This window comes from Escherichia sp. E4702 (assembly GCF_963883545.1).
GTDB lineage: Bacteria > Pseudomonadota > Gammaproteobacteria > Enterobacterales > Enterobacteriaceae > Escherichia.
In genome coordinates, this window is the sequence record NZ_CAWORF010000026.1 from 24,128 (window position 1) to 42,662 (window position 18,535).

An 18,535-nucleotide genomic window follows, 5' to 3' on the forward strand; every position below is an offset into this window, starting at 1 on the left:
GTGGTCCGACGGTACAGTTTAAAAATCATACGCAGAGAGTATTTTTATAATCTCTTTGTTTTCTTTGTACTTTTCCCGCAGCACAGGGAGTGATTTCTTCGCCGGAGGACACCAGGTATCAACCCCCTTTTCGATGTCTCTTTTATCCTTCTCTGCTAAAGAACTGTCCCATTCACCAGCAAAATGCTGGCACATTTCCGCATTACTCAGAAAATGTTGCACATCCTGTGGTAAAGGCGGTTCCCCCTGAACACAGAAAGCGAACATCATTAACAGAAATGTCCACAACGCCGAATAACGAAAAGTCATATTTAATGTCCATCAATTGACCAGTGCATGAGATATGCTCTGGCAGGAGGACGATATGTTGCAGAAATACGGCCCCTCGAATGCGCATTACCAGACGCGTGCAAGAAATTATCAACCGATGCACGAAAAGCTCCCTGCAAATCATTGGTGGAAGAACTTCCAGTAAAGCGACTGACCCACAGTGCGCCACTTAATTCTTTTGCCATAAGGATGCTCCATTAATCCGTTTCAAAAATAACCTGTTCATCGTCATCAACACGAATGCGGATTTGCGTGATGGCCGTTTTCTCTGTCATCGCCTGCAACCAGTATCGGGACAGTTGTGGGAGGATATGTTGTTCGATATAGCCGATTAGCAAACGAGCGCCGGTTTCGTGCATCGGGCAGCGCGACACAATATGCGTAATCAGTTCATCGCCATAAACCAGTGAAACGCCATGCTGCTCCGCCATCCGATCCATCAATCTGCCAAGATGCAGGCGGGCAATAACACCACGCGCCGTCTCATCCAGCGGTAAATAAGGAATAACCGTCACACGCCCTAAGAAAGCCGCCGGGAAGTGTTTGCGTAACTCTGGCATTAACGCCTCTTTTAACCCTGCCGAATCGGGCATCAGCGCCGGATCCTCACAGAGTTGGCTGATAAGTTCCGCCCCAGCATTAGTAGTCAACAATAACGTGGTATTTTTGAAATCGATGTGAACACCTTCGCCGTCCTCCATCGCTCCTTTATCGAATACCTGGTAGAACAACTCGTGGACGTCGTGATGGGCTTTTTCAATTTCATCCAACAGCACCACACTCCAGGGGTGACGGCGTACGGCTTCCGTCAGCACGCCACCTTCGCCATAGCCCACGTAGCCGGGCGGAGCCCCCTTCAGCGTGGAGACGGTGTGCGACTCCTGAAACTCGCTCATATTGATGGTGATCAGGTTCTGCTCACCACCGTAGATAGATTCCGCCAACGCCAGCGCGGTTTCGGTCTTACCGACACCAGACGGCCCGGCAAGTAAAAATACCCCTACTGGTTTACGCGGGTCACCTAAACCCGCCCGCGCGGTCTGGATACGCTCGCCAATCTGTGCCAGCGCGTCCATCTGTCCGGTAACACGCTGCGCCAGACGTGCGGGTAGTTCCAGAATCTGGCTGGCTTCATCTTTCACCATGCGGCCGGCGGGAATACCGGTCCAGTCGGAGACAATGGCGGCGACTACTGCCGCATTGACTTCCGGGAAAACGACGGGGTTTTCGCCCTGCCAACCTCTTAATGCCACTTCCGACTGTTGCAACGCGGTTTCGTCATGCTCGTCAGGTTCTGCTGAACGTTGTTTTTGTAAGGTATGAACCAACTCCAGTTCCTGCTGCCAGCGCTCTTCGGTGTCAGAAAGGTCTGTATTCAATGATGCGATCCGTGTCGCCAGTGTGTCGCCCCGCTCTGCGCGGATACCCATTTTTTGCTGCTTTAATAACAACTCCCGCTCCAGTTCGGCAGCGTTGAGCTGCTGACGCAAATACTGGACTTTCGCAGGCGGGGTATGGAGCGACAACGCCACACGGGCCGCCGCCGTATCCAGCAGACTAATGGCCTTATCCGGTAGCTGCCGGGCAGGAATGTAACGGTGAGAAAGCTGTACAGCGGCGCGCACGGCCTCATCAAGGATCAGGACGTCATGGTGTTTTTCCAGCGTGTTGACTAACCCGCGGACCATCTCAACAGCTGCAACCTCTTCCGGCTCTGCGACCTGTAACACCTGAAAACGCCGGGTCAATGCTGGATCTTTCTCAATATGCCGTTTGTACTCACTCCAGGTGGTTGCGCCGATGGTGCGCAGGCTGCCGCGCGCCAGCGCCGGTTTCAGCAGGTTGGCGACGTCACCTGTACCGGATGAACCACCAGCGCCCACCAGGGTGTGAACTTCATCGACAAACAAAATCACCGGCTGCGGTGAGCGCGCAGCTTCTTCCAGCAGCGCCTTCAGACGGGATTCAAATTCGCCCTTCATGGACGCCCCGGCTAGCAACGCCCCGACATCCAGCGACAGCAGCCGTACATTACGCAATGAAGGCGGCACTTCACTCTTAACAATCGCCAGCGCGAATCCCTCCACCACTGCCGTTTTCCCAACGCCGGCCTCACCGGTTAGCAGGGGATTGTTCTGGCGACGACGCAGTAGAATATCCGTCATGGTACGGATCTCGTGCCCGCGACCGGTGACCGGATCGATACCACCTTCACGCGCCAGTGCAGTCATGTCCTGGCAGTATTTCGCCAATGCGGATTTGCTCCCGGCTGATTCGCTCGGAAATACCTGACTTGCTTCCCCCGGAACAGCAGAATTCAAATCCGAACCGTCATATGGCATTTCTGTTATTTCAGGAGATGATGTGATTAAAGATGGAAGAATATCTAACAATTCATCTACCGGCAGCGCAGCTAGTGGCGCACAGATCTTTTTTAACACTCGATATAATTCTGGTGTGGTTAACCAGGCAAGTAGTAACCAACCACTACGAATTTTTTGATCACCAAAGCGGATACTTGCCAACATCCAGGCTTTCTCAACAGAAAGATCGATGTGGTGGGAAAAATCGCTAATTACACTCGCGCCGGAAGGTAATATATTCAATTGCTGAATTAACGCCGTCTCAACATCAGCAGATGTTATTTGGTAATGTCGAAGTACATTGTGAATATCATTCTCTGGTTGTTGTATTAGCTGATGCAACCAATGTATCAGTTCGACATAAGGATTAGCGCGCAATTTACAGAACGTTGTCGCAGATTCTAAAGACCGAAATAAAGGTCTTGTTAGCTTTCCATATAGTGCACTGCGTGAAACAGGAGTGTCCATCTGTTACACCTAATGATGTAAAAACATATAAATGATACATAAATATAAATGTACCGATTAAAATTTCTAATTAATAGAATTATCAAAATCTCAGATTGAAACAATGATGCATATCACAGAATGCAATGTAATATAACGGTTAGTATCTTTTTTATGATGATTTTCAATACAAGAAGTTAATTGAATTCATATCATGAATATATATCAACAATAATCACCATTATATATTTACGAGAAAATTAATATTGATAAAGCAAATTAATCAGCGTTACTTATCTAAAAAATAAAAATAAATACTCTATTAAAAAAACACTCTATACAGTGATACGTAATGAAACAAATTATTACCTGGGGACTGCAAAAAATACAGGGGCACGGCGTTACCGATGGCACCATTTACGCCACTGCAGGAACACAGATTATCTTCACAGTCAAAGCGCCATGGAGCCCTGTTTTTGATGTGGGTGAGGATACAAAGATTGCTCTCAGCCTGACTCGCCACGAAGAGGCATGGTGGATAATCAATCTGTCCGATGAATATTGTTGCACGGTAAATGACCTGATTGTGGAGCCACATCACCGTATGCGCCTGAATGAAGGGGACCTGATTGAATGGGGGTTATCTTCCTGGTGTCTAGTCCGGGACAATCCGATGTCTCCTGAGCCATGCGAGAAAAAAACGGCACTGCAACCTGTCATTTCGCCTGAAACAATAACCGAATATCTCGATCTCGACTGGTTTCGACAACAACAGCAGCAGCAAAATCCGTTCGATATTATTCCGGTTCATGGCGCAGTCGCTACTGAAGGCACCCCAGATTCAGATACCCCACTAACCTTGCTTTATCAGGAATACCGCCAGGCGTTGTTGTCTCCTGAACAAGATATTCATCGTCATGCCGATCCTTTCCCCCTTAATGGAGAGGGTGGCACGCAGGAGCTGTCTTCATTGCGTGATCTGGTCACTGAAGCCGATACATTACAGGATATGGTCACTGGCGGGTTAAGTATTGACGCTATTCTCGATGTACTGGATGCCACCGGTGAAGGAGAAACTACCTGGCCTACCAAAAAGACTCCTCCTGATATCCTGCATCTGCTTTCTCCTGAATACAAACCGGAGGCAGTGCATAACGCCATTCTGCCCGATCTGACGCAGCGAGAGCACCGTGTCATCGGCATTGACAGCCATTACCGGATAAACCCGGCACAACACGGAGATATCACTCATGACAAACAATAACGTGCTACCGGCTACCTTGTCGGCGCTGCTGCGAGACTATTCCGTGGCGGAGGGCATTCAACTGGCGGAACACCAGGTAAAGATGCACCCGGCACAGGCTTCACGTCGGCACAGCCTGTTTCAGTTATTGTGCGCAATCGGTGACTGGTCGCGGGCGCTGCAACAAATTCAACTGTGCGCCCGAGTGGACGCAAATTATGCTCGCGAGGCACAGGTATTTGGCGAGCTGATCCGCTGTGAAATATACCGTCACTCCTGCTTTCAGGGCGAACAGCGTCCCGGTTTTATTCTCCCACCACTCGCCTGGATGGAGGATTTACTGGCTGCTCTCGCCTGTAACGCCCGCGGCGAAGTGCAGGAAGCCGATGCCAACCGCAGCCACGCGCTTGAAGCTATAACAGACACCACCGGGCAGTGGAATGGCGGCGTATTCGACTGGATAAGCGACAGTGACTCGCGTACCGGCCCGGTGCTGGAACTGGTCGCTGGTGGCGTGTATATCTGGCTGCCATTTTCGCAAATTCGTTCACTGAAATCCCCCCTGCCGGCTAATCTGACAGATCTAATCTGGAAACCCGTCAATATCACACTTCACAACGGCGACACACACAGCGCCTGGCTGTTTCCTCGCTACAGTGGTTCTGAAAGCGCTGCTGACGCCTTGCGTCTGTGCCGGGAAACCACCTGGCAGGATGGGCCAGGAGAAACTCTGGTTACGGCGTTAGGACAAAAAATGTGGCTCACCAGCCACGGCGATATCAGCCTGCTGGATATGACCTCTTGTACCTTTAATACACCCAAAAGCAGTGACGCATGAGCGCCTCTCGCTTGCGCCAAAGCAACCACCTGATGCCTACATTGTTTGATCGACTTTGTGACGATGCCCCGCAGCAGAAGCGCGATCACGATATCAGCGTCAGTTCAGTCCAGTTCAAGGAGATCATCCGCCGGGATTTATCATTTTTACTCAACACCGTCAGTCATGAAGATGATATTGATGCCACTCGCTACCCAGAGGCGGCAGCTTCTGTTCTGAACTACGGCCTGCCTCCACTGGCAGGCAGCTTTCTGTATGAACACAAGTGGGACGATATCCGCAGGGCTATTTTACGCACGATTACTCGATTTGAACCCCGGCTGAAAGCATCCACCCTGCAAATAATTCCACTACAGGATGAACAACGCCAGAGTGGCCATAACACATTACAGTTTGAAATTCGTGGCGAAATCCTTACGCAGCCGTATCCGACGGCATTCCGGGTACGCAGCGCGCTGGATATGGAACAGAGCCGCATTACGTTTTTTTAATATAGAGGGTGACCGATGGATCCACGGCTACTGGAATACTATAACCGCGAACTGAGCTACCTGCGTGAAACGGGAGCCGAATTTGCCGCACGTCATCCCAAAGTCGCCGCCCGGCTGGGAATGCAGGGAACGGATATTGCCGATCCGTATGTGGAGCGGATGGTTGAGGCCTTCAGCTTCCTGACTGCCCGTACGCAGCTTAAAATTGACGCTGAATTTCCGCGTTTCACCCAGCGCCTGCTGGAGGTCGTCAGCCCCAATTATGTTACTCCCACGCCCTCAATGAGCATGGCACAGTTGCATCCCGATCCGGAAGAAGGCGATTTGGCAAAGGGATTCACCGTCCCACGCGACACCGCTTTTTTTTCCGCCATTCCGGAAGGGGAAAGTACCGCCTGCCAGTTTCGCAGCAGCCAGGATGTGACGCTGTGGCCGCTCACCATCGAAGAGGTGCGCCTGACCGCCGCTCCACCGGATATGCCAGCTCTGCATCGCTACCTACCTACCAACATTCATGTCGCCGGTGCGCTGCGTATTACTCTGCGCACCTTCGGTGAACTGACGTTTAGCCAACTTGCCGGGCTGGACAGGCTGCCGCTATATCTCTGCGGCGAGGAACGCACAGCCTCTCACTTGTTCGAACTTCTGCATACCAGTTCCATTGCCACACTGGCAGGCGTTCCGGGTCATTTTGACGGCGTACTGGATGTAAATCTGAAACAGCCAGTTACCTACGAGGGGCTGGAACCAGGTCAGGGACTGCTGCCACTGGCCTGGAACGTATTTCACGGTCATAACCTGCTGCATGAATATTTTGCATGTCCGGAACGCTTTTATTTTTTCACCCCGGCAGGTCTGTCTGCCGGGTTACAGAAAATTAACGGCGGCGTGGCGGAGATTGTGATCTTACTAAACCACCTGCCACCGGACTGGCTGATCCACCAGACAAATGCGTCACAGTTCAGCCTGTTCTGCACCCCGGTTGTTAACCTTTTTCCCCGCGTCACCGCCCGAATCGACGTCACCCACAGCTCGACAGAGCAGCACCTTGTGGTGGACAGGACCCATCCACTGGATTATGAGGTGTTCTCGGTCCAGGAAGTGGAAGGGCTGGAAACCGACACTACACGGAAAATGACCTTTCGCCCGCTCTACCACACCCGCAATAACGATGAAGGCAACCACGGGCGCTATTTTTCCCTGCGCCGGGAGCCGCGTCGGTTGTCGGAAAACGCCCGCCGCTACGGCACCCGCACCCCCTATACGGGATCGGAAGTGTTCCTGTCACTGGTTGACCAATATGAAGCGCCATACCCGGAAAATCTGCGCCATATCACCATCACGGCCATGGTCACCAACCGCGATCTCCCCTGCCTTATTGCACGCAATGGCTGGGACGATCTGACCGTGGATGCGGCCATCCCGGTGGCGGGCGTGGGACTTATTCGCCCGCCTCGTCCGCCGCAGCATCCACTGGCGGAACGTGAAATGGCCTGGCGGTTGATCCGCCAGTTATCCTTTAATTATCTGCCGTTGGCCGATCTGGATCACCGTACCGGCGGTCAAGCGCTACGCGATCTGCTTAACCTGTTTATTCCGGCGCATGACAGTCCGCAATCACGACAGGTACGCAGCCTGATTGGCTGCAAAACAACGCCGGTCACCCGCCGTCTGCCGGGTTCCGGGCTGCTGGTCTATGGTCGTGGCGTCTGTTGTGAGCTGACGGTGGATGAGGAAGGTTTTTCTGGCATCAGTCCGTATCTGTTCGGCCTGGTGCTGGAACACTATATCGCCCGTCATGTTTCCATTAATACCTTCTCGCAGATGACGCTGCACAGTATGCAGCGCGGCAAAATTATGACCTGGCCGGTCAGAGCCGGACAGCGGGGAAGTGTATGAACGACGATTTCACTCAGGCGCAGGGAATGCCCTGGCGTTACGGTTTTCTGAACCTGATGCGCCGCGTGAATGTAAAGTTGTGTACCGTCCCTGCAGGTAGTGCCTGGCAGCCACGAATGGAAAAATTCCGCCTCGGGCAAACACCTGCGCTGACTTTTGCACCACGGGAAATCGCCAGCGTAAGCTGGCAGGAAGGCCGCCTGCACGTCAGTCTGTACAGCCTCGGGCTGTGGGGGCCGAATGGCCCGCTGCCGCTGCACTACACCGAGCTGGCGCGTAACCGGACCGAAAGCTACCGCGATCCGACGCTAACCTGTTTTACTGACCTTTTTCATCACCGCTGGCTGACCCAGTTTTATCAGGCCTGGCGCAGCGCCCAGTCAGCTGGAGGTGGTCTGGATAAACCGAAATATGACCGATTTGCCTTTTATATCGCCAGCCTCAGCGGGCAAGATTTGCGAGAAAGTGTAGACAGCCCGCTACCGGATCACGTTCGCCTGGCGGCATCGGCTCATCTGGCGCGCGAATCACGCAATCCAGACGGGCTGGCTGCCACGCTGGCGCACTATTTCGGCGTGCCTTTCCGGATACAGGAATATGTCCTGCACTGGATACCCGTGGCAGATGATGAAATTACCCGGCTGGGGACATCAGCCCTTTCTTCCATCATTGGCAACGGCGCACTCATCGGTCAGGCCGTACCGGACATGCAGTATAAGTTCAGACTGGTGATTGGCCCACTGACGCTGGCCGATTATCAACGCTTCCTGCCTGGCGGCAACAACCTGCCCGTATTGACGGAATTGGTTCGCGCCTTTACCGGGTTTGAATACTGCTGGGAAATTGAGCTACAGCTAAAACCACACGCCGCTCCTCCTGCCGTTACCGGCGGCCCATATCAGTTAGGCTGGACCGCCTGGGCTGGAAAAGCCATGCACGACGATCCGGTGACAGGCATGATTTTCGAACCTGAGCACTATCTGGCGCACTAAGGATAATTTAATGGATACATCTCTGTCAGACCCTATTTCGGCCGAACGCCCCTGTGGCCCGGATCTGGAATATGATCCGGAATACCTGCTGCTGTTCACCCGCGCTGCACCGCGTGAAGAAGCGCAATATGGCGATTTTGTCAGTACGCCGGAAACCATTAACTGGGCAGAACTCGAGCGAGACGCTCGCCGCCTGCTGACACGAAGCAAAGATATCCGAATCCTGGTGATTCTACTGCGCTGCCGTATCCAGCAGGCCGGAGCCAGAGGACTGGCAGAGGCACTCACGCAACTCGAAACGCTGTGCAGCTTGTACCCGGATACCATCCATCCACAACTGCTTGCAACTGAAGATATCACCGCCGAAGATGCGGCAGTGGCGCGCAGCAACGCACTATCGGCGTTGCTGGACCACGAAGGCGTAATGGCGGATATCCGAGGCATTACGCTGTCAAATAATGCCGCTTTGCGCCTCCAGGTACGAGATGTGGAACGCTCGTTGTCTGCATCACGCCCGGCGGATGCCCTGGCGCCGGAATCGGTACGTCAGCAATTGGCCGATCTGGAAGCTCGCGGTGTACTGCCGCTAGACGCTTTTCGCCAGGCCGCTGAAAACACTGAGCGACTGCAACGCCATGCGCGTAAAATGCTGAATGACCATGCTCCGGACTTTTCGCGGCTTACGCAACTGCTGACTCTGTTACCGGGAGCGGTGCAATCAACCACGCCAGAGATCCCATCACAGGAAACATTGGCTGTTCTTCCGGAGCATGTCTCCATCAATAATACTGAAACGGCACAGGCAGAGTATGTTGCACCACTCGAAGATATACCTGCTGAAAAGACCGGAAAGGTCTGCGCAGAACAAAGGCAAATTAGCGACCGGAACGATGCGCTGGAACGTTTGAGAGTTATACGTCGCTGGTTTGAGTATAGCGAGCCGAGCAGTCCGACTATTCCCTTGTTGCGTCAGGCAGAGCGCCTGGTCGGAAAACGCTTCTCGGAAGTAATAAATGAAATTCCAGCAGAATTACTGGAGAAATGGGATGCGTTGGAATAACAGAAATGGCCAGAATTTATAATAGCTGGTCATTATATATGATGTGACAGTTTTTTAGATTATATCTATTTGCCTTCAGGGGCAACAAACTCTCCTGAAGGCTAAAACGACGAAAGCCTGAATCATTACTGACTCAGGCTTTCTGAATATTGGCGGAACGGACGGGACTCGAACCCGCGACCCCCTGCGTGACAGGCAGGTATTCTAACCGACTGAACTACCGCTCCATGTTGTGTTCCTTTGGGAACGAGGCGAATATTACGGATTGCCTCAGCCTTCGTCAACGATTTTTCTCATCTTTTGAATCGTTTGCTGCAAAAATCGCCCAAGTCGCTATTTTTAGCGCCTTTCACAGGTATTTATGCCCGCCAGAGGCAGCTTCCGCCCTTCTTCTGCACCAGATCGAGACGGGCTTCATGTGCTGCAAGCTCTTCATCTGTCGCAAAAACAACGCGTAACTTACTTGCCTGACGTACAATGCGCTGAATTGTTGCTTCACCTTGCTGCTGTTGTGTCTCTCCTTCCATCGCAAAAGCCATCGACGTTTGACCACCGGTCATTGCCAGATAAACTTCCGCAAGGATCTGGGCATCGAGTAATGCCCCGTGCAGCGTTCGTTTACTGTTATCTATTTCGTAGCGAGCACATAGCGCATCGAGGCTGTTGCGCTTACCGGGAAACATTTTCCTCGCCACCGCAAGGCTATCGGTGACCTTACAGAAGGTATTGGTCTTCGGAATATCGCGCTTAAGCAACGAAAACTCGTAGTCCATAAAGCCGATATCAAACGCTGCGTTATGGATCACCAACTCCGCGCCGCGGATATAGTCCATGAACTCATCGGCTACTTCGGCAAACGTGGGCTTATCGAGCAAAAATTCATCGGCAATACCATGTACGCCAAAGGCTTCCGGATCCACCAGCCGATCAGGTTTGAGATAAACATGGAAGTTATTGCCCGTCAGGCGACGGTTCACCACTTCAACGGCACCAATCTCAATGATCTTGTGGCCTTCATAGTGCGCACCAATCTGGTTCATACCGGTGGTTTCGGTATCGAGAACGATCTGGCGTGTAATTGCAGTGCTCATAGCGGTCATTTATGTCAGACTTGTCGTTTTACAGTTCGATTCAATTACAGGAAGTCTACCAGAGATGCTTAAACAGGTAGAAATTTTCACCGATGGTTCGTGTCTGGGTAATCCTGGACCTGGGGGTTACGGTGCTATTTTACGCTATCGTGGACGCGAAAAAACTTTTAGCGCTGGCTACACCCGCACCACCAACAACCGTATGGAGTTGATGGCCGCTATTGTCGCGCTGGAGGCGTTAAAAGAACATTGCGAAGTCATTTTGAGTACCGACAGCCAGTATGTCCGCCAGGGGATCACCCAGTGGATCCATAACTGGAAAAAACGTGGCTGGAAAACAGCAGACAAAAAACCAGTAAAAAATGTCGATCTCTGGCAACGTCTTGATGCCGCGTTGGGGCAGCATCAAATCAAATGGGAATGGGTAAAAGGCCATGCCGGTCATCCAGAAAACGAACGTTGCGATGAACTGGCTCGTGCCGCGGCAATGAATCCCACACTGGAAGATACAGGCTACCAAGTCGAAGTTTAAGCCTGTGGTTTACGAAATTGCCGGGTGGCGCCGACCGCCTGGCGAATTCGCGGTTTGTTTTTGCTCTGTTTCATCGGGTTGAGCGTTAAAGGAATAGTCCGTTTCCGGGCAACGATAAGTTGTAAGCAACCAAGCGCAGGAATATGCGCGCTCAATAGTTTTCCACCATGTTTATTCCACGGGAGAACGTGGAAACGGCTGGCGTGTAGCACTTCAAAATTCAACAAAGAGAGCCAGTCCAGTTGCCGCATCAGGGTAAACATCCGGCTGTTATAAGGCGATGTTTTTCGCAAGACTGGCACAAGTTTACGTAATCCCATTAAACTGATGGGATTGAAGCCACTAATGACCAACCAGCCATCATCAATCAATACCCGATCGGCTTCACGCAACAAACGATGCGGATCGGTGCACCATGGCAGCGTATGCGCCAGTAAACAAACATCGACGGATTTATCGGCAAAAGGAAGATGAAGTGGGTCCGCCTGCACCTGTACGGGCATTCCTTGCGCAGAAACATTCACTTGATGAGAAACCGCGCACGCTTCGCAATTGATTTCTGCGCTTAAATTGCCAATCTTAAGCAGATGAAAACCATACATTTTCGTGAACCATGGGTTGAGCTGGCGCTCCAGCGCCTTGCGATAAAGCTCTCCCCAGGGCAAATCGCCCCAGCAATCAGGAGCCACGACTGTTTGAGGGTTCCTTGCCGGTTTCATCACAACCTTCCGTTTCACACTGAGAGGTAATATATGAATCTTAACAGTATTCCTGCCTTTGATGACAATTACATCTGGGTTTTGAATGATGAAGCAGGCCGTTGCCTGATTGTCGATCCTGGAGAAGCGGAGCCGGTAGTAAAGGCCATTGCCGCCAATAACTGGCAACCGGAGGCCATATTTCTCACCCACCATCATCACGATCACGTTGGCGGCGTAAAAGAACTGGTGGAAAAGTTTCCGCAAATTGTGGTCTACGGTCCACAAGAGACACAAGATAAGGGAACAACGCAGGTAGTCAAAGATGGTGATACTGCCTTCGTTTTGGGGCATGAATTTAGTGTAATTGCTACACCAGGTCACACTTTAGGACATATCTGTTACTTCAGTAATCCTTATCTATTTTGCGGTGATACTCTTTTCTCTGGTGGCTGCGGGCGATTATTTGAAGGTACAGCTTATCAAATGTATCAATCACTTAAAAAATTAAGTGCTCTACCTGACGATACACTGGTATGTTGTGCTCATGAATATACTTTATCAAATATGAAGTTTGCCTTGAGTATTCTTCCGCACGATTTGTCCATAAATGATTATTATCGTAAAGTTATTGAGTTACGGGCAAAAAATCAAATTACACTCCCCGTTATTCTCAAAAATGAGCGGAAAATTAATGTTTTTTTAAGAACAGAAGATATTGATTTAATTAATGTAATTAATAAAGAAACATTATTGCAACAACCTGAGGAGCGTTTTGCCTGGTTAAGGTCAAAGAAAGATAGATTCTGATAAAACTTTCTTGTCATCGGCTTCGTTCGCCGTTATGATCGGTCGTCTTTTAAGCAACTATTGACACACACATGAAGGCAAAAGCGATATTACTCGCCTCTGTCCTGCTCGTGGGTTGCCAGAGTACCGGTAACGTCCAACAGCACGCACAGAGCCTTTCTGCAGCTGGTCAAGGGGAAGCAGCAAAGTTTACAAGTCAGGCACGATGGATGGACGATGGGACGTCTATCGCGCCAGATGGTGACTTGTGGGCTTTCATTGGCGACGAGCTAAAGATGGGAATTCCGGAAAATGACCGGATTCGCGAACAGAAACAGAAATATTTACGCAATAAGAGCTATCTCCACGATGTAACTTTACGGGCAGAGCCGTATATGTACTGGATCGCCGGGCAAGTTAAAAAACGTAACATGCCTATGGAACTGGTACTACTACCCATAGTGGAGAGCGCTTTTGATCCTCACGCGACGTCTGGCGCCAATGCCGCAGGCATCTGGCAGATCATTCCGAGCACGGGGCGCAATTATGGTTTGAAACAGACTCGCACTTATGACGCGCGTCGCGATGTTGTTGCTTCAACAACCGCCGCGCTGAACATGATGCAACGTCTGAACAAGATGTTTGACGGCGACTGGCTTTTGACCGTAGCGGCTTATAATAGCGGCGAAGGTCGGGTCATGAAGGCAATTAAAACGAACAAAGCACGTGGGAAATCCACGGACTTTTGGTCGTTACCGTTGCCGCAGGAAACGAAGCAGTACGTGCCTAAAATGCTGGCATTGAGCGATATTCTCAAAAACAGCAAACGTTATGGTGTACGTCTGCCGACGACCGATGAAAGCCGTGCTCTGGCGCGTGTACACCTGAGTAGCCCGGTTGATATGGCGAAGGTTGCAGATATGGCGGGAATTTCCGTCAGCAAGCTGAAGACATTCAACGCTGGTGTAAAAGGCTCCACGCTGGGCGCAAGTGGTCCGCAGTACGTGATGGTGCCAAAGAAGCATGCAGATCAACTGCGTGAATCTCTGGCTTCCGGCGAAATTGCTGCTGTACAGTCGACACTGGTTGCCGACAATACGCCGCTTAACAGTCGTGTTTACACCGTTCGTTCTGGCGACACGCTTTCAAGTATCGCTTCACGTCTCGGCGTAAGCACCAAAGATTTGCAGCAGTGGAATAAATTGCGCGGATCTAAGCTGAAACCAGGCCAAAGTTTGACGATTGGCGCAGGTAGTAGCGCACAGCGACTGGCAAACAACAGCGATAGCATTACGTATCGTGTGCGCAAAGGCGATTCGCTTTCAAGCATTGCTAAACGCCACGGCGTGAACATCAAAGATGTGATGCGCTGGAACAGCGACACTGCGAATCTGCAACCAGGCGATAAGCTGACGTTGTTTGTGAAAAACAACAACATGCCAGATTCCTGACAAACCAGATAATAAAAAGGCACCGATTCCCCCGGTGCCTTTTTTATTTATGCCGCTTTATGTGCTTCTACCATGATGATATCACTGGTGAAAGAGCCATCATTCTGCAAGGCAAAGTACGTTTTCACCTCTGTCGATGCGCTCTGTTGGTAAATGCGAATAGCATCTACTAACGCTTCTGGCGTACGCATTCTGGCGACCCATGAAGAAAATTCCAGTGGTAACTTATCTGTAATTAAATTATCAACTATCAGATTGGCTTCATTGATTAACGTCAACCACTCACCGCTGGCGTAGTTTCGTACGTGAGAGGTATCGCGTAATGCTTCTACCGTCTGTAACCAGATGTCGCGCACTGGGTGACCCGGAGACATTACGTCCATCACAATCAGCCTACCGCTGGGTTTCAATATCCTATTCACTTCACGCAGTGCTGCACCAACATCATGCCAGTGATGGGCAGAATAACGGCTGATAACAATATCAAATGCGTTATCGGCAAATGGCAGACTTTCGGCATATCCCTGGCGGGTGGTGATATTTTTCAGTTGCCGGGCTTCGGCAGCTTGTGCCACGACATCCAGCATATGGGCAGATAAGTCATACGCCACCACCGTGCTCACGTTTTGCGCAGCGACAAAGCTGGCATGCCCTGCTCCGCAGCCCATATCAAGTACACTTGCATCAGGATAATCAGCCAGACGCACCGCCAGGCGCTGTAAGTCTCGCCCGGATGCATGTACGGTACTGGTTAAATACTCACTGGCCTGCGAGCTAAACTGCTTTTCTACGTGGTCATGGTGGGATTGTGTTGTCATTGCGCTGTCCTTTTGTTGTTTGAGTATAAAGGGCAGCGCCAAACGTTGGTCTGCCCTGTGGCAGACCTGACATACCTTATTTATCAGGCTTGCCGGGACTGAATTCAACGAGTAGCGGATTGTGATCGGAAGCGCGCGTAACCAGTACAGAAGCTTCGCTGACGTTCAGACCACGGTAGAAAACAAAATCGAGCGGGCGACCAAACGCCCGACGGCGCTGATCATCGGTAAAACGCACCTGGCGCAGCGACATTTCCCGCGCAAAGCGATATAACGCGTTCATCCTTCTACGGCTCCAGGCATTGAAATCTCCCGCCATAATGACCGGGCCGCTGTGATGGGCAATCTGATCGCCAATAGGAAGCAACTGCTTACTGTAAACATCTACGCCCAGACTAAAGTTGACGGCGTGAATATTGACGACCATCAACAGGCGGGTATCAGGTAATGGGTAGACCGTCACCAGCGCTGATTTCGCCAGACGTAAAATAGGTTCACGTTCACGTAACGGGCAGCAATAAATGGGATGCGCCGCCGAAAGGGTCATGACACCGGAAGGATGCTGCGGCAGCACGAAAGCGGGTACCTGATCGGCAGCAAGATAGTTAGCAGTCGCAAACTGTACTAACTCTGGCGTTGTTTGCGCTTCCTGCAATAACACCAGATGTGCATCTTTGCCGTAGTTCTTTAATACCGACAACCATTCAGCGCGTTGCTGTTTGTATATGTTCCACACCAGGATCCGAATACGCTCTTCGGTACTTAACGGTTCGCCGGGCGGTAATGCCTGGCCAATGCTCGCAAAAGACCCCGGCGGTAAAATCCTTTCCGCAGGTTGTCCGGCAACATAGCGCATGGCATAGGTGTTTTTTCGCACTTTTGACTTTGAAACCTCGATTACGTCACCCCTTCCGCATTCAGGAGGGTTCTACTGTTATAGGGATTTTAGCTCACTCTTTCAACGAGCAATTGTAGATTGTTATGTAAGCAAGTACTTACACCAGGCTGAATTTTACTCTTTATAGATATCATTAAATCGGATGACATATCACGTATCCTGATGGTTTAATGACAAATAAATTCAAAATATCTCTTCTATTTTGCAACAGGAGCAAAAATGAAAGCCACGTCGGAAGAACTCGCCATTTTTGTTTCGGTCGTCGAAAGCGGCAGCTTTAGCCGGGCAGCGGAACAATTAGGGCAAGCAAACTCAGCGATAAGCCGGGCGGTGAAAAAGCTGGAGATGAAACTAGGCGTTAGCCTGCTTAATCGGACCACGCGACAACTTAGCCTGACGGAAGAAGGCGAGCGTTATTTTCGTCGCGTACAGTCAATTTTGCAGGAGATGGCAGCGGCAGAATCAGAAATTATGGAGACGCGTAATACACCGCGTGGACTGTTACGGATCGATGCCGCAACTCCAGTGGTGCTGCACTTTCTGATGCCGTTGATTAAGCCTTTTCGTGAACGCTATCCGGAAGTCACTTTATCGCTAGTCTCCTCCGAAACGATTATTAATTTGATCGAAAGAAAAGTGGATGTCGCGATACGCGCCGGTACGTTAACGGATTCCAGCTTACGTGCCAGGCCATTATTTAACAGTTATCGAAAAATTATCGCCTCCCCCGATTATATTTCCCGCTACGGGAAGCCAGAAACGATCGACGATTTAAAGCAACATGTTTGCCTGGGATTCACTGAACCCGCTTCCCTCAATACCTGGCCGATAGCCTGTAGTGATGGACAATTACATGAGGTGGAGTACGGTTTGTCATCCAATAGTGGGGAAACACTGAAACAGCTTTGCCTGAGTGGCAACGGGATTGCGTGTTTGTCCGACTATATGATCGACAGAGAAATCGCTCGCGGAGAATTGGTGGAGTTAATGGCAGATAAAGTGTTGCCAGTGGAAATGCCATTCAGTGCAGTCTATTACAGCGACCGTGCGGTAAGTACGCGCATCCGGGCTTTTATCGATTTCCTTAGCGAGCATGTGAAAACAGCTCCCGGAGGAGCTGTCAGAGAGACTTAATCCCATTCAGGAGCCAGACCTTCCGGGCTAACCAGGCGGTCGTTGCAATCCAGTGTGGCTATCGCTTTTTTATCTTCGGCATCAAGCTGTAAATTTTGTGCCTTAAGGTTACTCGCCAGGTTTTCACGTTTAGTAGAAGAAGGAATTACTGAGTAACCTTCCCCCATAGCCCACGCCAGAATCACTTGTGCCGGAGTCGCATTGTGTTTAGCTGCGATACGAGCAATAACCTCATCTTTCAGGGCCTTCCCATAAGCCAGCGTCATATAGGAAGTAATATGGATGCCGTGCTGTTTCGCCCAAGCGACCACTTTACGGTTTTGCAGATAAGGAGAGAGTTCAATCTGGTTGGTGGCGATGTTTTCAGCGCCAACAGCAGCAATCGCTTTTTCCATCAGCGGGATCGTGAAGTTGGAAATACCGATCTCACGAGTCCGCCCTTGTTTTTTGGCTTCCAGCAGCGCCTGCATAAACTCTTCAACAGAGACTTCATCGTTTGGTGACGGCCAGTGGATTAGCGTCAGATCAACATAATCAGTACGCAATTTTTGCAGGCTCTCTTTCAGACTCGGGATCAATTTGTCTTTGCTGAGATTTTCAATCCAGATTTTAGTGGTGATGTAGAGTTCATGACGTGGCACGCCACTTTCTGCAATCGCCTGACCTACTGCAGCTTCGTTATCATAGATTTGTGCGGTATCAATTGCGCGATAACCAAGTTCTAGCGCCGTTTTCACAGATGAAATAACAACGTCGTCTTTGAGACGGAAAGTACCTAAACCAAATGCAGGGATAGCCATAATATGCCTCTTTTAATGCTATTTTCGTTAACTAAGGTGATTATGAGCTTTAGACTGTTGCGGAAAAAGGGCGTAAAACGCAGAGGATTTTTGCGATTTTGGCAATAATAGAAATACAGACGAAAAAAAACCTCGAGCGTTAACTCGAGGCTTCTTAATAAGTGGCGGAACGGACGGGACTCGAACCCGCGACCCCCTGCGTGACAGGCAGGTATTCTAACCGACTGAACTACCGCTCCACCGAATTCTTTTACAACCACCGGTTTTATGACCGGCTTACTGCTTTATTTGATGCCTGGCAGTTCCCTACTCTCGCATGGGGAAACCCCACACTACCATCGGCGCTACGGCGTTTCACTTCTGAGTTCGGCATGGGGTCAGGTGGGACCACCGCGCTACGGCCGCCAGGCAAATTCTGTTTTATCAACATGTCCTGTTCTGACCTGTCGATTTAATCTGTATCAAGCTTACTTATCGATGTCTCATCCGCCAAAACATCTTCGGCGTTGTAAGGTTAAGCCTCACGGTTCATTAGTACCGGTTAGCTCAACGCATCGCTGCGCTTACACACCCGGCCTATCAACGTCGTCGTCTTCAACGTTCCTTCAGGACCCTTAAAGGGTCAGGGAGAACTCATCTCGGGGCAAGTTCGTGCTTAGAT

At 50.7% G+C, this 18,535-nt stretch carries 18 protein-coding genes, 2 tRNA genes and 2 rRNA genes; 10 read left to right on the forward strand and 12 right to left on the reverse strand.

All coding sequences use genetic code 11. From position 1 onward, the window contains the following. Nucleotides 1-18: 18 nt before the first annotated feature. From AACU94_RS16820 to tssH, 3 genes are read right to left on the reverse strand one after another with little or no spacing between them, the layout of a single operon-like run. Complete coding sequence (locus AACU94_RS16820) at nt 19-309, reverse strand: hypothetical protein (RefSeq protein WP_130218512.1); 291 nt, start codon at nt 307-309, stop codon at nt 19-21. 2 nt (nt 310-311) lie between these two features. Further along, entirely contained in the window at nt 312-515 is a 204-nt protein-coding gene (locus AACU94_RS16825; RefSeq protein WP_240725548.1) for a hypothetical protein, read from the reverse strand. Nucleotides 516-527: 12 nt separating this feature from the next. Then, nucleotides 528-3,161: a type VI secretion system ATPase TssH gene (gene tssH, locus AACU94_RS16830; RefSeq protein WP_135489843.1), complete on the reverse strand. Its 2,634-nt coding sequence runs from the start codon at nt 3,159-3,161 to the stop codon at nt 528-530. A gap of 331 nt (nt 3,162-3,492) precedes the next feature. On the opposite strand from tssH, the gene tagK reads away from it, so the two are divergent. The 6 genes from tagK to AACU94_RS16860 are packed head-to-tail and all read left to right on the forward strand — an operon-like array spanning nt 3,493 to nt 9,663. Next, nucleotides 3,493-4,404, forward strand: a complete 912-nt coding sequence (gene tagK / locus AACU94_RS16835; RefSeq protein ID WP_135489844.1) for a type VI secretion system-associated protein TagK — start codon at nt 3,493-3,495, stop codon at nt 4,402-4,404. Next, nucleotides 4,391-5,221: a type VI secretion system accessory protein TagJ gene (locus tag AACU94_RS16840; RefSeq protein ID WP_130218518.1), complete on the forward strand. Its 831-nt coding sequence runs from the start codon at nt 4,391-4,393 to the stop codon at nt 5,219-5,221. Before tagK ends, AACU94_RS16840 begins: the two co-directional genes overlap by 14 nt. Next, nucleotides 5,218-5,712, forward strand: coding sequence for a type VI secretion system baseplate subunit TssE (gene tssE, locus AACU94_RS16845; RefSeq protein WP_130209743.1), 495 nt, complete (start codon nt 5,218-5,220; stop codon nt 5,710-5,712). The genes AACU94_RS16840 and tssE overlap by 4 nt, the downstream gene beginning before the upstream one ends. A 15-nt stretch (nt 5,713-5,727) precedes the next feature. Further along, nucleotides 5,728-7,611 carry a type VI secretion system baseplate subunit TssF gene (tssF, locus tag AACU94_RS16850; protein ID WP_135489846.1) on the forward strand — a complete coding sequence of 628 codons (1,884 nt, stop codon included), beginning with the start codon at nt 5,728-5,730 and terminating at the stop codon, nt 7,609-7,611. Continuing rightward, the gene (tssG, locus tag AACU94_RS16855; RefSeq protein ID WP_135489847.1) at nt 7,608-8,603 is read left to right on the forward strand and encodes a type VI secretion system baseplate subunit TssG; all 996 of its coding nucleotides are present in this window, start codon (nt 7,608-7,610) and stop codon (nt 8,601-8,603) included. Before tssF ends, tssG begins: the two co-directional genes overlap by 4 nt. Nucleotides 8,604-8,613: 10 nt before the next feature. Then, nucleotides 8,614-9,663: a type VI secretion system protein TssA gene (locus tag AACU94_RS16860; RefSeq protein WP_131162117.1), complete on the forward strand. Its 1,050-nt coding sequence runs from the start codon at nt 8,614-8,616 to the stop codon at nt 9,661-9,663. A 150-nt stretch (nt 9,664-9,813) separates the two neighbouring features. Here AACU94_RS16860 and AACU94_RS16865 read toward each other — a convergent pair. Further along, nucleotides 9,814-9,890: transfer RNA gene (locus AACU94_RS16865), tRNA-Asp, on the reverse strand. 132 nt (nt 9,891-10,022) lie between these two features. Beyond that, entirely contained in the window at nt 10,023-10,754 is a 732-nt protein-coding gene (gene dnaQ, locus AACU94_RS16870) for a DNA polymerase III subunit epsilon (RefSeq protein WP_001366128.1), read from the reverse strand. 64 nt (nt 10,755-10,818) lie between these two features. On the opposite strand from dnaQ, the gene rnhA reads away from it, so the two are divergent. Then, entirely contained in the window at nt 10,819-11,286 is a 468-nt protein-coding gene (gene rnhA / locus AACU94_RS16875) for a ribonuclease HI (RefSeq protein WP_000917883.1), read from the forward strand. On the opposite strand, the gene AACU94_RS16880 is transcribed toward rnhA, so the two are convergent. Next, nucleotides 11,283-12,005: a class I SAM-dependent methyltransferase gene (locus tag AACU94_RS16880; RefSeq protein ID WP_130224088.1), complete on the reverse strand. Its 723-nt coding sequence runs from the start codon at nt 12,003-12,005 to the stop codon at nt 11,283-11,285. The genes rnhA and AACU94_RS16880 overlap by 4 nt on opposite strands. A gap of 33 nt (nt 12,006-12,038) precedes the next feature. Between AACU94_RS16880 and gloB the strand changes: the two genes are divergently transcribed. After that, complete coding sequence (gloB, locus tag AACU94_RS16885; protein ID WP_135489849.1) at nt 12,039-12,794, forward strand: hydroxyacylglutathione hydrolase; 756 nt, start codon at nt 12,039-12,041, stop codon at nt 12,792-12,794. A gap of 71 nt (nt 12,795-12,865) precedes the next feature. Beyond that, nucleotides 12,866-14,224 (forward strand): murein transglycosylase D, encoded by a 1,359-nt coding sequence (gene mltD, locus AACU94_RS16890; RefSeq protein WP_130218530.1) that lies wholly within the window; start codon nt 12,866-12,868, stop codon nt 14,222-14,224. A gap of 47 nt (nt 14,225-14,271) precedes the next feature. Here the strand turns inward: mltD and AACU94_RS16895 are convergent, their stop codons facing one another. Both AACU94_RS16895 and AACU94_RS16900 read right to left on the reverse strand, forming a co-directional pair. Beyond that, complete coding sequence (locus AACU94_RS16895) at nt 14,272-15,042, reverse strand: class I SAM-dependent methyltransferase (protein ID WP_130224082.1); 771 nt, start codon at nt 15,040-15,042, stop codon at nt 14,272-14,274. A 76-nt stretch (nt 15,043-15,118) separates the two neighbouring features. Continuing rightward, nucleotides 15,119-15,919, reverse strand: a complete 801-nt coding sequence (locus AACU94_RS16900) for an endonuclease/exonuclease/phosphatase family protein (protein WP_089628352.1) — start codon at nt 15,917-15,919, stop codon at nt 15,119-15,121. 240 nt (nt 15,920-16,159) lie between these two features. On the opposite strand from AACU94_RS16900, the gene yafC reads away from it, so the two are divergent. Continuing rightward, nucleotides 16,160-17,074, forward strand: coding sequence for a DNA-binding transcriptional regulator YafC (yafC, locus tag AACU94_RS16905; RefSeq protein WP_135489851.1), 915 nt, complete (start codon nt 16,160-16,162; stop codon nt 17,072-17,074). Here the strand turns inward: yafC and dkgB are convergent. The 4 genes from dkgB to AACU94_RS16925 form a co-directional block, all read right to left on the reverse strand. Next, a complete protein-coding gene (dkgB, locus tag AACU94_RS16910) occupies nt 17,071-17,874 on the reverse strand; it encodes a 2,5-didehydrogluconate reductase DkgB (protein WP_135489853.1) in 804 nt (267 codons plus the stop codon). The genes yafC and dkgB overlap by 4 nt on opposite strands. Before the next feature lie 162 nt (nt 17,875-18,036). Next, nucleotides 18,037-18,113, reverse strand: a tRNA-Asp gene (locus AACU94_RS16915). 54 nt (nt 18,114-18,167) lie between these two features. Then, a 5S ribosomal RNA gene (rrf, locus tag AACU94_RS16920) occupies nt 18,168-18,283 on the reverse strand. A 101-nt stretch (nt 18,284-18,384) separates the two neighbouring features. Beyond that, a 23S ribosomal RNA gene (locus AACU94_RS16925) occupies nt 18,385-18,535 on the reverse strand; the annotation flags it as partial.

Bases quoted from the DNA above. Each gene is read 5' to 3' on its own strand.
- AACU94_RS16820 (WP_130218512.1), bottom strand. From the start codon at position 309: ATGACTTTTCGTTATTCGGCGTTGTGGACATTTCTGTTAATGATGTTC.
- AACU94_RS16825 (WP_240725548.1), bottom strand. From the start codon at position 515: ATGGCAAAAGAATTAAGTGGCGCACTGTGGGTCAGTCGCTTTACTGGA.
- tssH (WP_135489843.1), bottom strand. From the start codon at position 3,161: ATGGACACTCCTGTTTCACGCAGTGCACTATATGGAAAGCTAACAAGA.
- tagK (WP_135489844.1), top strand. From the start codon at position 3,493: ATGAAACAAATTATTACCTGGGGACTGCAAAAAATACAGGGGCACGGC.
- AACU94_RS16840 (WP_130218518.1), top strand. From the start codon at position 4,391: ATGACAAACAATAACGTGCTACCGGCTACCTTGTCGGCGCTGCTGCGA.
- tssE (WP_130209743.1), top strand. From the start codon at position 5,218: ATGAGCGCCTCTCGCTTGCGCCAAAGCAACCACCTGATGCCTACATTG.
- tssF (WP_135489846.1), top strand. From the start codon at position 5,728: ATGGATCCACGGCTACTGGAATACTATAACCGCGAACTGAGCTACCTG.
- tssG (WP_135489847.1), top strand. From the start codon at position 7,608: ATGAACGACGATTTCACTCAGGCGCAGGGAATGCCCTGGCGTTACGGT.
- AACU94_RS16860 (WP_131162117.1), top strand. From the start codon at position 8,614: ATGGATACATCTCTGTCAGACCCTATTTCGGCCGAACGCCCCTGTGGC.
- dnaQ (WP_001366128.1), bottom strand. From the start codon at position 10,754: ATGAGCACTGCAATTACACGCCAGATCGTTCTCGATACCGAAACCACC.
- rnhA (WP_000917883.1), top strand. From the start codon at position 10,819: ATGCTTAAACAGGTAGAAATTTTCACCGATGGTTCGTGTCTGGGTAAT.
- AACU94_RS16880 (WP_130224088.1), bottom strand. From the start codon at position 12,005: ATGAAACCGGCAAGGAACCCTCAAACAGTCGTGGCTCCTGATTGCTGG.
- gloB (WP_135489849.1), top strand. From the start codon at position 12,039: ATGAATCTTAACAGTATTCCTGCCTTTGATGACAATTACATCTGGGTT.
- mltD (WP_130218530.1), top strand. From the start codon at position 12,866: ATGAAGGCAAAAGCGATATTACTCGCCTCTGTCCTGCTCGTGGGTTGC.
- AACU94_RS16895 (WP_130224082.1), bottom strand. From the start codon at position 15,042: ATGACAACACAATCCCACCATGACCACGTAGAAAAGCAGTTTAGCTCG.
- yafC (WP_135489851.1), top strand. From the start codon at position 16,160: ATGAAAGCCACGTCGGAAGAACTCGCCATTTTTGTTTCGGTCGTCGAA.
- dkgB (WP_135489853.1), bottom strand. From the start codon at position 17,874: ATGGCTATCCCTGCATTTGGTTTAGGTACTTTCCGTCTCAAAGACGAC.